This is a genomic window from Streptomyces sp. NPDC058469 (assembly GCF_042721125.1).
Classification (GTDB): domain Bacteria; phylum Actinomycetota; class Actinomycetes; order Streptomycetales; family Streptomycetaceae; genus Streptomyces.
This window is the reverse complement of the sequence record NZ_JBHXME010000019.1, coordinates 40,205-54,658: the sequence shown is the minus strand read 5'-3', so window position 1 is coordinate 54,658 and position 14,454 is coordinate 40,205. Positions and strand designations below refer to the sequence as shown.

13 protein-coding genes are annotated in these 14,454 nt (G+C 72.4%); 10 read left to right on the top strand and 3 right to left on the bottom strand.

The genetic code is table 11. From position 1 onward, the window contains the following. The first annotated feature begins 231 nt into the window (after window positions 1–231). The gene (locus tag ACFWP5_RS12510) at window positions 232–1,065 is read left to right on the top strand and encodes an isocitrate lyase/phosphoenolpyruvate mutase family protein (protein ID WP_384154254.1); all 834 of its coding nucleotides are present in this window, start codon (window positions 232–234) and stop codon (window positions 1,063–1,065) included. A gap of 19 nt (window positions 1,066–1,084) precedes the next feature. Here the strand turns inward: ACFWP5_RS12510 and ACFWP5_RS12505 are convergent, their stop codons facing one another. Next, on the bottom strand, window positions 1,085–1,501 hold the full coding sequence (locus ACFWP5_RS12505) for an SsgA family sporulation/cell division regulator (RefSeq protein ID WP_384154252.1): 417 nt from the start codon (window positions 1,499–1,501) through the stop codon (window positions 1,085–1,087). A gap of 280 nt (window positions 1,502–1,781) precedes the next feature. On the opposite strand from ACFWP5_RS12505, the gene ACFWP5_RS12500 reads away from it, so the two are divergent. The 3 genes from ACFWP5_RS12500 to mmpA all read left to right on the top strand — a co-directional run bounded on the left by ACFWP5_RS12500 (window position 1,782) and on the right by mmpA (window position 3,843). Further along, window positions 1,782–2,837: a WD40/YVTN/BNR-like repeat-containing protein gene (locus tag ACFWP5_RS12500; protein WP_384154250.1), complete on the top strand. Its 1,056-nt coding sequence runs from the start codon at window positions 1,782–1,784 to the stop codon at window positions 2,835–2,837. Window positions 2,838–2,929: 92 nt separating this feature from the next. Beyond that, window positions 2,930–3,619, top strand: coding sequence for an endonuclease V (locus tag ACFWP5_RS12495; RefSeq protein ID WP_384154248.1), 690 nt, complete (start codon window positions 2,930–2,932; stop codon window positions 3,617–3,619). An 86-nt stretch (window positions 3,620–3,705) separates the two neighbouring features. Continuing rightward, window positions 3,706–3,843, top strand: coding sequence for a morphogenic membrane protein MmpA (gene mmpA, locus ACFWP5_RS12490; protein WP_366430049.1), 138 nt, complete (start codon window positions 3,706–3,708; stop codon window positions 3,841–3,843). 277 nt (window positions 3,844–4,120) lie between these two features. On the opposite strand, the gene ACFWP5_RS12485 is transcribed toward mmpA, so the two are convergent. Further along, window positions 4,121–5,299, bottom strand: a complete 1,179-nt coding sequence (locus ACFWP5_RS12485; protein WP_384154245.1) for a saccharopine dehydrogenase family protein — start codon at window positions 5,297–5,299, stop codon at window positions 4,121–4,123. Window positions 5,300–5,395: 96 nt separating this feature from the next. On the opposite strand from ACFWP5_RS12485, the gene ACFWP5_RS12480 reads away from it, so the two are divergent. From ACFWP5_RS12480 to ACFWP5_RS12455, 6 genes are all read left to right on the top strand, one after another. Continuing rightward, window positions 5,396–5,626: a hypothetical protein gene (locus ACFWP5_RS12480; protein ID WP_384154243.1), complete on the top strand. Its 231-nt coding sequence runs from the start codon at window positions 5,396–5,398 to the stop codon at window positions 5,624–5,626. A 116-nt stretch (window positions 5,627–5,742) separates the two neighbouring features. After that, on the top strand, window positions 5,743–6,912 hold the full coding sequence (locus tag ACFWP5_RS12475) for a CaiB/BaiF CoA transferase family protein (protein ID WP_384154241.1): 1,170 nt from the start codon (window positions 5,743–5,745) through the stop codon (window positions 6,910–6,912). A gap of 24 nt (window positions 6,913–6,936) precedes the next feature. Then, window positions 6,937–8,151, top strand: a complete 1,215-nt coding sequence (locus ACFWP5_RS12470; RefSeq protein WP_384154239.1) for an acetyl-CoA C-acetyltransferase — start codon at window positions 6,937–6,939, stop codon at window positions 8,149–8,151. Between the two features lie 79 nt (window positions 8,152–8,230). Then, window positions 8,231–10,423, top strand: a complete 2,193-nt coding sequence (locus tag ACFWP5_RS12465) for a 3-hydroxyacyl-CoA dehydrogenase NAD-binding domain-containing protein (RefSeq protein WP_384154237.1) — start codon at window positions 8,231–8,233, stop codon at window positions 10,421–10,423. A gap of 97 nt (window positions 10,424–10,520) precedes the next feature. After that, window positions 10,521–12,152, top strand: a complete 1,632-nt coding sequence (locus ACFWP5_RS12460) for a thiamine pyrophosphate-binding protein (RefSeq protein ID WP_384154235.1) — start codon at window positions 10,521–10,523, stop codon at window positions 12,150–12,152. 97 nt (window positions 12,153–12,249) lie between these two features. Beyond that, entirely contained in the window at window positions 12,250–12,990 is a 741-nt protein-coding gene (locus ACFWP5_RS12455) for an IclR family transcriptional regulator (protein WP_384154233.1), read from the top strand. On the opposite strand, the gene ACFWP5_RS12450 is transcribed toward ACFWP5_RS12455, so the two are convergent. Beyond that, window positions 12,982–14,454: a sugar ABC transporter ATP-binding protein gene (locus tag ACFWP5_RS12450; RefSeq protein ID WP_384154231.1), complete on the bottom strand. Its 1,473-nt coding sequence runs from the start codon at window positions 14,452–14,454 to the stop codon at window positions 12,982–12,984. The two genes, ACFWP5_RS12455 and ACFWP5_RS12450, sit on opposite strands and share 9 nt — an antisense overlap.

The following is a 14,454-nucleotide window of genomic DNA, read 5'->3' as shown; positions in this document are numbered from 1 at the left end:
GGCTCGGACGCCGAGGTCGCACACGGCGGACACACCTCAGGGGTGTGTGACGCGGTGTCTCAGAACCTCAGACGAGCAACGTCCTACTCCGATCGACGGCAACAGAAGCAAGGGCAACGCTACGAACGGCGTCGGGGAGCTGTCAACGCATTAAACGGGAGCCCGCGACCCGCACGCCGATGTCGGATTCCTGCCAGCCAGGGCGCGCCCGAGACTGCTTGGGTGGGGCGCATGACGAACCAGAACACCCTCCGCGACCGGGCTCTGGCCTTCCGCGCGCTGCACGTGCCGGGGCGTCCCCTCGTCCTCCCGAACGCCTGGGACGCCGCGAGCGCCCGCATCGTCGAGGACGCCGGCGCGTCCGCCGTGGCGACCACCAGCGCGGGCCTCGCCTGGGCCCTCGGTGTTCCGGACGGCGACCGGCTGGACCGGGAGCGGGCCCTGGAGGCGGTCGCCCGCATCACCGCGACTGTCGCCGTACCGGTGAGCGCCGACATCGAGAGCGGCTTCGCGAATGACCCGGAGGGCGTCGCCGACACGGTCCGCGCGGTGCTCGCGGCGGGTGCGGTGGGGGTGAACATCGAGGACGCGCTCTACGGGGGTGAGGGCGTCCTGCGGCCCGTCGCCGAGCAGGCCGAGCGGATCGCCGCCGCCCGTGAGGCCGCCGACGCGGAGGGCGTTCCGCTGTTCGTCAACGCGCGTATCGACACGTTTCTGCGGGGTGCCGGGGGAGTGGACGCGACCCTGGAGCGGGCCGCCGCGTTCCGGGCCGCGGGCGCCGACGGGATCTTCGTCCCCGGGGCCGTCGAGCCGGGAACGGTCAAGGAACTCGCCGACGGGATCGACGCGCCGCTCAATGTGCTGGTCGGCCCCGGAGCACCGCCGGTCGCCGAACTGGCCGCGCTGGGCGTCGCGCGCGTGAGCGCGGGCTCCAGCATCGCGCTGGCCGCGTACGCCGTGGTGCGCCGTGCCGCGCGGGAGCTGCTGGACACGGGTACCTACGACGCGCAGGCCGGAGGGCTCGGCTACGGCGAGCTCAACTCCCTGCTGGCGCGGGGGCGTTAGGCCTGTCGTGTTCCCTGGCTCAGCAGGCGTCCCGAATCAGCTCGGCGAGGTCGTGGTCCAGGTCGAGCTGGAGGTGTTCGAGACCGGCGGGCACCAGCTCGCCGGCGGCCTGCAGGAAGCGGCGCACCTCGGACGAGTGGACGTGCACTACGGCGGTGCCCTCGGGGGCGTGGAACTCCAGGACGGTGCGGTCGAAGCCGTAGGGCCGCACCCGGACGTCGCCATGGCCCTCGGCGCCGTGCAGACCGGCCGCGAGGAGGTCCCGGGCGAAGGTCCAGCAGACCTCGACGCCCTCCAGGGTGGCCGGTGCCGGGAAGGTCATCCGGACGGCGAAGGGGTCCCGTTGGTCGTAGTGCAGGGTGGCGGGAATGCTCGGCATCCGCGGTGCGGCGGCGACGAGTCGGGCCTCTACGGGCTGCTCGATGACGATGGACAACGCCTTGCTCCCTTGTGTGACGGCGGTGCTGACTGCGGTGACGGCCGGACGGACTCCCGAAAAGTTTCCGGAACGGACCCCCGAGTGGATGGGTCCGCACTGGGAGAGACGCTGGAACGGGCCGATTCGTGCACACGAATTTCGAGTGACCTCTGTCACCGCCGCCCATATGCGCCCAAGGCGGGCGTGGGCATCTGGACGGCCCCCGGGGAGTGGGCTAGCTTCGCCCGCCATGAGGCGCATGGGGAAGACGCGACGGGTGGGACGTACGTACCGGAGCATGGCCGTGGCAGTGGTGTGCGGGGCGGCGCTGGCCGCGCTGACCGCCGTACCGGCGCAGGCGCGGGACACGGCGCACCGGGCTCCGCACTGGGAGCTCAAGGACAGCGGGGCGGCCGATGTTCGGTTCCGGGGGCTGTCGGCGGTCAGCCGGAACACCGCGTGGGTGGCCGGGACGGCGGGCACGGTGCTGCGTACGACCGACGGCGGGGCGAGCTGGCGGAACGTCTCGCCGCCCGGCGCCGGCGATCTGCAGTTCCGGGACATCGAGGCGTTCGACGCGCGGCGCGCGGTGATTCTGGCGATCGGCGAGGGGGAGGCGTCCCGCGTCTACCGCACGGACGACGCCGGAGCGACCTGGACGGAGTCCTTCCGCAACACCGACGCGAACGCCTTCTACGACTGCATGACCTTCTTCGACAGCCGGCACGGCCTCGCGATGAGCGACCCGGTGGACGGGAAGTTCCGCATCCTGTCGACCGGCGACGGCGGCCGTTCCTGGAAGGTGCTGCCGAGCGCCGGGATGCCGGCCGCGCTCGACGGCGAGGCGGGCTTCGCGGCGAGCGGCCAGTGTCTGGTGAGCTCCGGGCCGAGGGACGTCTGGCTGGCCACCGGCGGGGGTGCACGCGCGCGTGTCCTGCATTCCGCCGACCGGGGCCTCACCTGGGCGGCGACCGACACGCCGATCCCGGCCGGTGACCCCGCGCGCGGGGTGTTCGCGCTCGCCTTCCGCGACCGTACGCACGGCCTCGCGGTCGGCGGCGACTACACCGCGGACCAGCCGTCACCGCTGGCGGCGGCCGTCACCGGCGACGGGAGCCGCACCTGGCGTCCCGCCACGACCCCGCCACCCGCCTACCGCTCCGGCGTCGCCTGGCTGCCCCGCAGCCGCGGCACAGCCCTCGCGGTCGGCCCCACGGGCACGGACCTCACGACCGACGCCGGCCGCACCTGGAAGACGGTCGACACCGGCTCGTACGACACGGTCGACTGCGCGGCGGACCTGGGCTGCTGGGCCGCGGGGGAGAAGGGGCGCGTGGCGCGGCTGGAGGACTGAGGAGGCCGGGAGGGGGGTGGGTTCGGGCCGGGGGGCCACCGCGCCCCGCCGATTCTCCGCACCCCCGAGATCCCCGTACGCTCGGCACCACCATGACGACCGTACGTATTCCCGCGGGCTGGCCCGCGACCGAGGAGCAGGCCCGCGCCGTCCAGGACGAGTTGCGGGAGCGGGTGGTGACCGGCGAACCGGGACCGCCGCCAAGGGCGGGGCATGTCACGGGAGTTGATGTCGCCTACGACGACGAGCGGGACGTGGTGGTGGCCGCGGCCGTCGTGCTGGACGCGGCGGATCTCACCGTCGTCGCCGAGGCCACGGCCGTCGGCCGGGTCTCCTTCCCGTACGTACCAGGGCTGTTGGCCTTCCGCGAGATCCCCACGGTGCTGGCCGCCCTGGAGGCCCTGCCCTGCCCGCCGGGCCTGGTCGTGTGCGACGGCTACGGCCTCGCACACCCCCGCCGCTTCGGCCTCGCCAGCCACCTCGGCGTCCTCACGGGCCTGCCCACGATCGGCGTCGCCAAGAACCCCTTCACGTTCACGTACGACGATCCGGGCACCGAGCGCGGCTCCTCGTCGCCGCTCCGTGCGGACGCCGACGAGGTCGGCCGCGCCCTGCGCACCCGGGACGCGGTGAAGCCGGTCTTCGTCTCCCTGGGCCACCGGGTGACCCTGGACAACGCCTGCGCCCACACCCTCGCGCTGACCCCGGAGTTCCGCCTCCCGGAGACGACCCGCAGGGCGGACGCGCTGTGCCGGCGGGCGCTGCGGGAGGCGACCGCGTAAGCACCTGGGCGAGTCGCGTTCTGAGTACCGGATCTGAGTACCTGTACGGATGCGACCGCGCCCGCATGATCGGCAGGCTGTCCCGCATGACAACGCACCGTTCCCCGAAGCCCGTTGCCCACCCCAGCCAGCCCGTCGAGCGCGCCGTGATGATCGCGCTCGTCCTGTCCGTGGCGGCGGGCCTCGCCTGGATCGGCGGGATGATCTACACGCTGTGGCCGTGAGGCCGGGGGTGCGCCGGTGCGGGAAACACGCGAGCCCCACCCCGCAAGCAGCGGTGTGGGGCTCGGACTTGAGCGCCGGGCAGGCCTTGCACCTGCATCTCCCCGCAGGAAGCGGGACGTCTTTCCTTGGACCACCGACGCGCGACCAGACTCCGGATGTTCCGGCGACCGGCTCAAGATCCAGCTTAGCCCATCCCGAGGATCACTCCGAACTCCCCGATGGGCGGGGCCAGTAGAGGGCCCGACGGGCTCTCGTGCTCAAGGAGGTCGGGCATTCTCACCGGCTCGCCGCCACCCGGAACGTGATGCCCGCGGTGCGGAGCCGTTCGATGAGTGCGTCGCCCATCGCCACCGCTGTCGTCACCTGGCCTGCTGTGGGCGGGAGTTCGTCGAGGGCGAGGGAGAGGGCCGACTCGGCGAACATCTTCGCCGTCTCGTCGTAGCCGGGGTCGCCGCCCGCGACCTCCGTGAAGACCCGGCGACCGCCGCCCTCGCCCACGAACTTCACGGAGAACCAGCTCTTCGCGCGCTTCTCGGGGCTCGGTCCGTCGCCGGGCTTGAGGCGGTCGGACAACCAGCGGCGGGCGGGCGGGAGTTGGGCGGCCGTGGCCAGTGCGCCGACCGCCGTGACCCCGCCGAGCGCCACGGGAAGGTGGCGTACGGCCGCGTAGTGGCGATAGCGGAAGTCGGGGCCGTAGCGTTCCAGGGCCCTCGCGGATCGTTGAACGACCTGCGGGTCGATGGTCGGCAGGGGTACCGCCCAGGAGCCGACCTCCCCGGCGAACCGCGGTGCCCCCATGGGTGCCCCGGCCCGGCGGCCCACCAGCCGCGGTTCGTGGCGGCGCCGATCCCGGGCGGCGGCCAACACCTGCCTGCCGCGCCCGAGTTGGGTCAACGCCGTGGCGAACGTGCCGCCGGAGAACATCGCGTCGGCGGTCACGAAGCCGTCCACCGTCAGGGGCACCCCCTCCGGCAGTTGCCGGACGGTGAAGTACGCCCCCAGGTCGTGCGGAATCGAGTCGAAGCCGGCGGAGTGCACCAGCCGTGCGCCGGTCTCACGCGCGCGTGCGTCGTGGCGGACGTAGGTCAGGTCGACGAACTCCGGCTCGCCGCTGAGGTCGAGATAGTCGGTGCCGCTGTCCGCGCAGGCGGCGACGAGGTCCTCGCCGTAGGTCACGTAGGGGCCGACCGTCGTGGCCACCACGCGCGCGTGCTCGGCGAGTTCGCGCAGGGAGGCCGGGTCGGAGACGTCGGCCCGGAGCACGCCGACCGACGTGCCGCCGGGGAGCCGTTCGCGCAGTCGCTTCAGTTTCAGCTCGTCGCGGCCGGCGATCGCCCAGCGCAGGCCCTCGGGCGCGTGCGCGGCGAGATACTCCGCGGTGAGCACACCGACGAAGCCCGTGGCTCCGAAGAGCACGATGTCGTAGGGACGGTCCGTCCTGTTCAGCCTGCTCATGACACTCCTGGTCCCGCTGCCCGTGCCGCTGTCGGTGGCTGAGGCTAGCGTGAAGAGTGCGGAGCCCGACGACGAGCCCGGAGGTATCAGGTGGCCGTGCCCAGGAACGCCCTGAAGAAGCGGGCGAAAGTACGCGAGTTCACCCTCGGGCTGCCGGGCGCCGAACCCGCAGGCCACGGCCTGGGCAAGGCCGGCCGGGTGCGCCTCCCGCTCGCCGAACAGGGCGCCCCGGCGGCCGAGCTGCTGTGCGACTGGGTGGAGGAGAGCTGCGGCGCAGTCGTCCCGAAGCGGCTGATAGCCGAGCTGGACGCGGAGGACCGCGGCTAGCCGCAGCTAACGGCGGGTAACTTGGCTAAGCGCTTGCTCGCCCAGGCCTTGTGTCGAGTGGAACACGTTCTTATCATCACTGGTGTTACATCAGTTGTGTCACAGCTGGGGGCTGGATGACAGCGGCAACGACGCCCGGGCACGGCCCGCTCTCCGGCGTGCGCGTGGTCGAGCTGGCCGGGATCGGCCCCGGCCCCTTCGCTGCGATGCTCCTCGCCGACCTGGGCGCCGACGTCGTCCGCGTCGACCGGCCCGGCGGCTCCGTACTCGGCGTCAACCCCGAGTACGACGTCACCAACCGCAACAAGCGCTCGATCCTCGTCGACCTGAAGTCGCCCGACGGCCCCGCGCGCGTGCTCGACCTGGTCGAACGCGCCGACATCCTGATCGAGGGCAACCGCCCGGGCGTCACCGAGCGCCTCGGCGTGGGCCCCGAGCCCTGTCACACGCGCAACCCCCGCCTCGTCTACGGCCGGATGACCGGCTGGGGTCAGGACGGCCCCCTCGCCCAGCGCGCCGGGCACGACATCGCGTACATCGCGCTCACCGGCACCCTCGGCATGATCGGCAGCCCCGGGGAGCCCCCGCCCGCCCCCGCCAACCTGCTCGGCGACTACGCGGGCGGCTCGCTCTACCTCGTCGTCGGCGTCCTCGCGGCCCTGCACCACGCGCGCGTGACCGGCACCGGCCAGGTCGTCGACGCGGCCATCGTCGACGGCACCGCCCACCTCTCCGCGATGATCCACGGCATGCTCGCGGCCGGCGGCTGGCAGGACCGGCGCGCCGCCAACCTCCTCGACGGCGGCTGCCCGTACTACGGCACGTACGAGACCGCCGACGGCAAGCACATGGCGGTGGGCGCCCTGGAGCCGCAGTTCTACGACGCGTTCGTGGACCTGCTCGGCCTCGCGGACTTCGCCGACGCCCGCAGGGACTGGACCCGTTGGGGCGAGCTGCGCGAGGCGGTCGCGGCCCGCTTCCGGAGCCGTACGAGAGACGAGTGGGCCGCCGTCTTCGCGGGCACGGACGCGTGCGTGGCGCCCGTGCTGTCGCTGCGCGAGGCCCCGTACCACCCGCACCTCGCCGCGCGCGGCACCTTCACCGAGCACGGCGGGATCACCCAGCCCGCCCCCGCACCCCGGTTCTCCGCGACGCCCACCTCGGTGCGCGGCGGGCCCGCCCGACCCGGCGCGGACACCTCCGACGTGGCCCGGGACTGGGAACTCCCCGGACTTCTCGACGCCGTCGACGACCCTCAGCGAGGAAACCCCTCGGCGAGTCTTTGAACACCCTCATTGAAAGGCTTGGCAGTGAGCACCGAAGCGTATGTCTACGACGCGATCCGCACCCCGCGCGGGCGCGGCAAGGCGAATGGATCCCTGCACGGCACGAAGCCCATCGACCTGGTCGTCGGACTCATCCACGAGCTCCGTGACCGCTTCCCGGACCTGGACCCGGCCGCGATCGACGACATCGTGCTCGGAGTCGTCGGCCCGGTCGGCGACCAGGGCTCCGACATCGCCAGGATCGCCGCCGTGGCCGCCGGACTGCCGGACACGGTGGCCGGCGTACAGGAGAACCGCTTCTGTGCCTCGGGCCTCGAAGCCGTCAACATGGCCGCCGCCAAGGTGCGTTCGGGCTGGGAGGACCTCGTCCTCGCCGGTGGTGTCGAGTCGATGTCCCGGGTGCCGATGGCCTCGGACGGCGGCGCCTGGTTCAACGACCCGATGACGAACCTCGCCGTCAACTTCGTGCCCCAGGGCATCGGCGCCGACCTGATCGCCACGATCGAGGGATTCTCGCGACGCGACGTGGACGAGTACGCGGCGCTCTCCCAGGAGCGGGCGGCCACCGCCTGGAAGGAGGGCCGCTTCGAGCGGTCCGTCGTCCCGGTCCGCGACCGCAGTGGTCTGGTCGTCCTCGACCGCGACGAGCACCTGCGCCCGGGCACCACCGCGGACTCCCTCGCCAGGCTGAAGCCGTCCTTCGCGGACATCGGCGAACTCGGCGGCTTCGACGCCGTGGCCCTGCAGAAGTACCACTGGGTCGAGAAGATCGACCACGTCCACCACGCGGGCAACTCCTCCGGCATCGTCGACGGCGCCTCCCTCGTCGCCATCGGCTCGAAGGAGGTCGGCGAGCGTTACGGCCTCACCCCGCGCGCGCGGATCGTCTCCGCCGCCGTCTCCGGCTCCGAGCCGACCATCATGCTCACCGGGCCCGCGCCGGCCACCCGCAAGGCCCTCGCCCGGGCCGGGCTGACCATCGACGACATCGACCTCGTCGAGATCAACGAGGCCTTCGCCGCGGTCGTCCTGCGCTTCGTGCGCGACATGGGCCTGTCCCTGGACAAGGTCAACGTCAACGGCGGCGCTATCGCACTCGGCCATCCGCTCGGTGCCACCGGTGCGATCATCCTCGGCACGCTCGTCGACGAACTGGAGCGCCAGGACAAGCGCTACGGCCTCGCCACGCTGTGCGTCGGCGGCGGCATGGGCATCGCGACGATCGTCGAGCGCATCTGAGGACCCCAGCGGCCACCAGAGCTTTCTGCGGCCACCAGAGGCTTCCGCGGCCACCAGAGACTTCAACGGAGAACCCCTCATGACCGAGAGCACCACCATCCGCTGGGAACAGGACGACACCGGCGTCGTCACCCTCGTCCTCGACGACCCCGACCAGTCCGCGAACACCATGAACGCGGCCTTCCGCGACTCCCTCACCGTGATCGCCGACCGCCTGGAGGCCGAGCGGGACTCCATCCGCGGCATCATCGTCACCTCCGCCAAGAAGACCTTCTTCGCTGGCGGCGACCTGCGCGACCTCATCCGCGTCACCCCGGACACCGCCCAGGAGTTCTTCGACGGCGGCCTCGCCATCAAGCGGAACCTGCGCCGCATCGAGACCCTCGGCAAGCCGGTCGTCGCCGCGATCAACGGCGCGGCCCTGGGCGGCGGTTACGAGATCGCCCTCGCCTGCCACCACCGGGTCGCCCTCGACGCGCCCGGCTCCAAGATCGGCTGCCCGGAGGTCACCCTCGGCCTGCTCCCCGGAGGCGGCGGAGTCGTCCGTACGGTACGGCTGCTCGGCATCGCCGACGCCCTGCTGAAGGTGCTCCTCCAGGGCACCCAGTACAGCCCGCGGCGCGCCCAGGAGAACGGCCTCGTCCACGAAGTGGCCGCCACCCCGGACGAGTTGACCGCCAAGGCCCGCGCCTTCATCGACGCCAACCCGCAGTCGCAGCAGCCCTGGGACAAGCCGGGCTACCGCATCCCGGGCGGCACTCCGGCCAACCCGAAGTTCGCCGCCAACCTGCCCGCCTTCCCGGCCACCCTGCGCAAGCAGACCAACGGCGCGCCCTACCCGGCCCCGCGCAACATCCTCGCCGCCGCCGTCGAGGGTGCCCAGGTCGACTTCGAGACCGCCCAGGTCATCGAGACGCGCTACTTCGTCGAGTTGGCGGTCGGCCAGACCTCGAAGAACATGATCCAGGCGTTCTTCTTCGACCTCCAGGCCGTCAACTCCGGCGCCAACCGCCCCCAGGGCATCCCCTCGCGCCCGGTCCGCAAGGTCGCCGTCCTCGGCGCAGGGATGATGGGCGCCGGCATCGCCTACTCGTGCGCCCGCGCGGGCATCGACGTCGTACTGAAGGACGTGACCGCGGAGGCGGCGGCCAAGGGCAAGGCCTACTCCGAGAAGCTCTGCGCCAAGGCGGTCTCCCGCGGTCGTACGAGTCAGGAGAAGGCGGACGCGCTACTCGCCCGCATCACCCCCACCGCCGACCCGCAGCAACTCGCGGGCTGCGACGCGGTGATCGAGGCCGTCTTCGAGGACACCTCGCTCAAGCACAAGGTGTTCCAGGAGATCCAGCACATCGTCGCGCCCGACGCGCTGCTCTGCTCCAACACCTCCACCCTCCCCATCACCGCCCTCGCCGAAGGCGTCGAGCGACAGGTCGACTTCATCGGGCTGCACTTCTTCTCGCCGGTCGACAAGATGCCCCTCGTCGAGATCATCAAGGGCGAGCGCACCGGCGACGAGGCCCTCGCGCGCGCCTTCGACCTGGTCCGGCAGATCAAGAAGACGCCGATCGTCGTCAACGACTCGCGCGGCTTCTTCACCTCACGCGTGATCGGTCAGTTCATCAACGAGGGTGTCGCGATGGTCGGCGAGGGCATCGAGCCCGCGTCCATCGAGCAGGCCGCCGCGCAGGCGGGCTACCCGGCCAAGGTCCTTTCCCTGATGGACGAGTTGACGCTCACGCTCCCGCGCAAGATCCGCAACGAATCCAAGCGGGCCGTGGAGGAGGCCGGCGGCACCTGGCCCGGCCACCCCGCCGAGGCCGTCATCGACCGCATGGTCGACGAGTTCGGCCGCACCGGGCGCAGCGGCGGCGCGGGCTTCTACGACTACGGCGAGGACGGCAAGCGCGCCGGTCTGTGGCCGGGCCTGCGCGAGCACTTCACGCGCGCGGGTGCCGAGAGCCCCTCCGAGACCGTGCCCTTCGAAGACATGCAGGAACGCATGCTGTTCTCCGAGGCGCTCGACACGGTCAAGCTCCTGGAGGAGGGCGTGTTGACGTCCGTGGCGGACGCCAACATCGGGTCCATCTTCGGGATCGGCTTCCCGGGCTGGACCGGCGGTGTCCTGCAGTACATCAACGGCTACGAGGGCGGCCTGCCCGGCTTCGTGGCACGCGCGCGTGCACTCGCCGAGCGCTATGGGGAGCGGTTCACGCCGCCCGCGCTGCTCGTGGAGAAGGCGGAGAAGGGGGAGCACTTCAGCGACGCACGCTGACGTATCGCTGAGCGACACGCTGCCCTTGCCCTCCGGAGGCGGGACCCCGACGCTGACCGGCGAACCGGTCACCGGTCCCGTCCCCCGAGGAGCCCCCATGGGTCACCGTCCCGCCCTCGCCCTCCTCGACATCCTGCGCGGCGAGGGCGTGGACCGGGTCTTCGGAAACCCCGGCACCACCGAACTCCCGTTCCTGGCCGCCCTGTCGGAGACCGAGGACGCCCCCGAGTACGTCCTCGGCGTCCACGAGGGCGCCGTCGTCTCCATGGCCGACGGCTACGCGCGCGGCACCGGCCGTCCCTCGTTCGTCAGCCTGCACATCGCCGCCGGACTCGCCAACGGCCTCATCGGCCTTCTCAACGCCCGCCGTTCGCGCACCCCGCTCGTCGTCACGGCCGGCCAGCAGGACCGCCGCCACCTCCAGCAGGACCCCATGCTCTCCGGCGACCTGCTCGGCCTCGCGACCCCGGCCGTGAAGGCGACGTACGACATCCAGCACGCCCGCGACCTCCCCCTTGCCCTGCGCCGCGCCTTCGCACAGTCCCAACGGCCGCCCGCCGGGCCGGTGTTCCTGTCCCTCCCCATGGACCTGCTCGCCGAGGACACCGAGGTCGAGGTCCCCGCCCGCACCACCCCGCCCAGGCAGGGCCCCGCCCCCGGACTCGACCGGGCCGCCGTACTGCTCGGCGGCGCCGCCCGTCCCGCGATCGTCGCCGGGGACGGAGTGGGCCGCGAGGACGCGGTGGCCGCGCTCGTCCGTACGGCGGAGGCCTGCGGCGCCACCGTCCATCACCAGCCGATGGCCGACTGCCTCAACTTCCCTGCCACACACCCCCTTTACGCCGGGATGCTGCCACCCCGCCACGACGCGATCCGGGCCACCCTCTCGTCGTACGACACCGTCCTCATCGTCGGAGCCCACGCCTTCACACCCCACCACTACAGCCCCGGGCCAGCGCTGCCGCCCGGCCTCACCGTCGTCCAACTCGACTCGGACGCCGACGAGATCGGCCGCAACTTCCCCGCCGACGCCGGTCTCGTCGGCTCGCTCGCGCCCTCGCTCCGGCGGCTCGCCGAACTGCTGCGCGAGCAGGTGCCCGACCACACCGCGAAGGCCCGCATACTGCGCGCCGGCGAACGCCACACCGCCGAACGGGACCGCGTCGACTCGGCCGCCCGTGCCGCCTACTCGTCGGCGCCGCTCGCACCCTGGGCCGCCGCGCACGCCGTCGCGCGCGGCCTGTCGCCGGATGCCGTGGTCGTCGAAGAGGCCATCACCGTGGGCCTGTTGCTCCGTCGGCTGCTACGACTCGACCGTCCCGGCAGCTACACCCACACCGTCGGCGGCGGGCTCGGCTGGGGCATCGGCGCCGCCGTCGGCCGCTCGCTCGCCGAACCCGGGCGACCGGTCGTCTCGGTCCTGGGGGACGGCTGCGCGCTGTTCGGACTCCAAGGTCTGTGGAGCGCGGCACGGCAGCAGGTCCCGGTGCTGTTCGTGGTGATGGGCAACGGCAGCTACCGCACCCTCCAGGACACCTACGAGGCGATGGGCGGCAAGGACAGCTGCCCCGGCACCGAACTGGGAGCCCTGGACTTCACCCAGGCGGCGCGCTTCTTCGGGGTCGACGCGGTGCGGGCGGACAGCGCCGACCACCTGCGTGAACTGGTCGCCGGGGCCGACGAGTTGACGCGGCCGCTGCTCGTGGACGTACCACTTCGCATGTCGTGACGCCGTGACGTCGAGGAGGTACCGCTTCGATTGCGGTTCATGACTCACCGTCACCCACACCTTGTCAGCCGCGCGCGACAGCGACCACCATCGGTCCATGACGGACGGGCCGCTGCCGAAGTCGGTGCTCGCGCGCGGGGTGTTGCTGCTCCGCGCCTGCGGCGATGCCGAGACCGCGCTCTCCCTCGCCGAACTGGCCCTGCGCACAGGCCTGCCCAAGCCGACAGCACACCGGTTGATCGGCGAACTGGTCCGACTCGGCCTGGTGGACCGCACCGCCGAGGGCAGCTACCGCATCGGACTCGCTCTCTTCGTCCTCGGTCAATCATCCCCGTCCGTAAGGGAGTTGCGCGACGTGGCGCTGCCCTACCTGGGCGATCTGCACGAGGCGACCCACGAGAACGTGCACCTGGCCGTCCCGGACGGCACCGACACCCTCTTCCTGGAGAAGATCACCGGCCGCCGCGCCACCCCGATCGTCTCCCGCACCGGCGGCCGCCTCCCCGCCCACTGCACCGCCACCGGCAAGGTCTTCCTCGCCCAGGACCCGCGCCCGCCCCGCCGCACCCTGCCCCGCCTCACCCCGCGCACCCTGGTCCTCCCCGGCCAGCTCGCCCGCGACCTCGCCCTCACCCGGGCCCGCGGCTACGGCGTCAACCTGGAGGAGGCCGAGATCGGCATCTCGGCGGTCGCGGCCCCCGTCTACGACCCCGACCGCGGGCCCCGCCCGATCGCCGCGATCTCCGTCACCGGCGGCACCCGACGCCTGGATGTGGACCGCATCGGGGCACGGCTGTGCGCGGCGGCACGGGCGATCACGCGGAGCCTGTCAGTCTGACGCCGCAACCTCCGGCCGCTGCATCGCCACCGCCAACCCATGCTCCGTCAACCGCTCCCCCCGCACCTCCTCGGTGACCCGCCCGCGCACGAACACCAGCACCCGGTCGGACACCTCCGTCAGCTCCGCGAGGTCGGTCGACGCGATCAGGACCGCCGCGCCGCCCGCCGCCAACTCGCCCACGATGCGGTGCATTTCGGCGCGTACGCCGACGTCGACGCCCCGGGTCGGATCGTCCAGGACGACGATCTTCGGTTCGGTCGCGAGCCACTTGGCGAAGACGACCTTCTGCTGGTTGCCGCCGGACAGCCGGGCGACCAGGTCGTACGGCCCACCACGCAGCCGCAGCCGCTCGGTCAACTCGACGGTGCGGCGCACGAGTTCGGATCGGGAGGGGGCGATCCCGCCCCGGCCCAGCGCCAGCCAGCTGACCGCCGTGGTGTTCTCCCACACCGTACGGTCCACCATCAGCCCGTACCGTTTACGGTCGCTCGGCACGAAGGCGACGCCCGCGCGGACCGCGCCCCGCAACGAGCGCGGCAGACCCCGGCCACCGACGTCCACCCGGCCCGCGGAGACCGCGGTACGCCCGCACACCACCGCCAACGCGTCGAGATGGCCCGCCCCTTGCAGCCCGGCGACCCCGACCACCTCACCGGCCCGCACGGTGAAGGTCACGTCGGTCAGCCGCCCGGGCACGGTCACCTCGGAGAGCACCACGGGTGGCGGCCGGTCCATCAAGGACCGTGCCCGGCGCGGCGGTTGCTCCGGCCGGCCCCCCAGCATCGCCGTCACCAGCTCCGGCACATCGACCTCGGCCCGCTCCACGCCCGCCAGCGCGACCCGCCCGTCCCGCAGGACCGTCACGCGCTGCGCGAAGCGCATCACCTCGTCCAGGAAGTGGGAGACGTACAGGACGGCGATGCCCCGGTCCGTCAGCGTGCGCAGGACACCTTCGAGGCGGTCGACGGCGGCGGCCGGGAGCGCCGAGGTGGGCTCGTCCAGGATCAGCAGCTTGGGGCGTCGTAGCAGAGCGCGTGCGATCTCCGTCAACTGCTGGTCGGCCAGCGCAAGTTCGCCCATTTCCGTGCGAGGGTCCACGTCCAGGCCGAGTTCCGCGAGGACCGGTCGGGCCGCCCGGTCCATGGCGCCCCGGTCCAACAGGCCCAGGCGCAGGGGCGGGCGCTGCGGGAAGAGGTTCTCGCGCACGGTGAGGTCGGGGAAGAGGCTCAACTCCTGGGAGACGACGGCGATCCGGGCGTCCTCGGCCGACCGCACCGTCCCGCCGTCCGCGGCCAGCGTCCCCGACAGGATGCGCACCAGCGTGGACTTCCCGGCACCGTTCTCACCGACCAGCGCGTGCACCTCACCACCGCGCAGCCGGATCGAGGCGCCGTCCAACGCCCGTACCCCGCCGTAGGACTTGACCAGGTCCTCCGCCACGAGGATGTCGTCGTGAGCCAT

Bases quoted from the DNA above. Each gene is read 5' to 3' on its own strand.
- ACFWP5_RS12510 (WP_384154254.1), top strand. From the start codon at position 232: ATGACGAACCAGAACACCCTCCGCGACCGGGCTCTGGCCTTCCGCGCG.
- ACFWP5_RS12500 (WP_384154250.1), top strand. From the start codon at position 1,782: ATGGCCGTGGCAGTGGTGTGCGGGGCGGCGCTGGCCGCGCTGACCGCC.
- ACFWP5_RS12495 (WP_384154248.1), top strand. From the start codon at position 2,930: ATGACGACCGTACGTATTCCCGCGGGCTGGCCCGCGACCGAGGAGCAG.
- mmpA (WP_366430049.1), top strand. From the start codon at position 3,706: ATGACAACGCACCGTTCCCCGAAGCCCGTTGCCCACCCCAGCCAGCCC.
- ACFWP5_RS12485 (WP_384154245.1), bottom strand. From the start codon at position 5,299: ATGAGCAGGCTGAACAGGACGGACCGTCCCTACGACATCGTGCTCTTC.
- ACFWP5_RS12475 (WP_384154241.1), top strand. From the start codon at position 5,743: ATGACAGCGGCAACGACGCCCGGGCACGGCCCGCTCTCCGGCGTGCGC.
- ACFWP5_RS12465 (WP_384154237.1), top strand. From the start codon at position 8,231: ATGACCGAGAGCACCACCATCCGCTGGGAACAGGACGACACCGGCGTC.
- ACFWP5_RS12460 (WP_384154235.1), top strand. From the start codon at position 10,521: ATGGGTCACCGTCCCGCCCTCGCCCTCCTCGACATCCTGCGCGGCGAG.
- ACFWP5_RS12455 (WP_384154233.1), top strand. From the start codon at position 12,250: ATGACGGACGGGCCGCTGCCGAAGTCGGTGCTCGCGCGCGGGGTGTTG.
- ACFWP5_RS12450 (WP_384154231.1), bottom strand. From the start codon at position 14,454: ATGGCTCACGACGACATCCTCGTGGCGGAGGACCTGGTCAAGTCCTAC.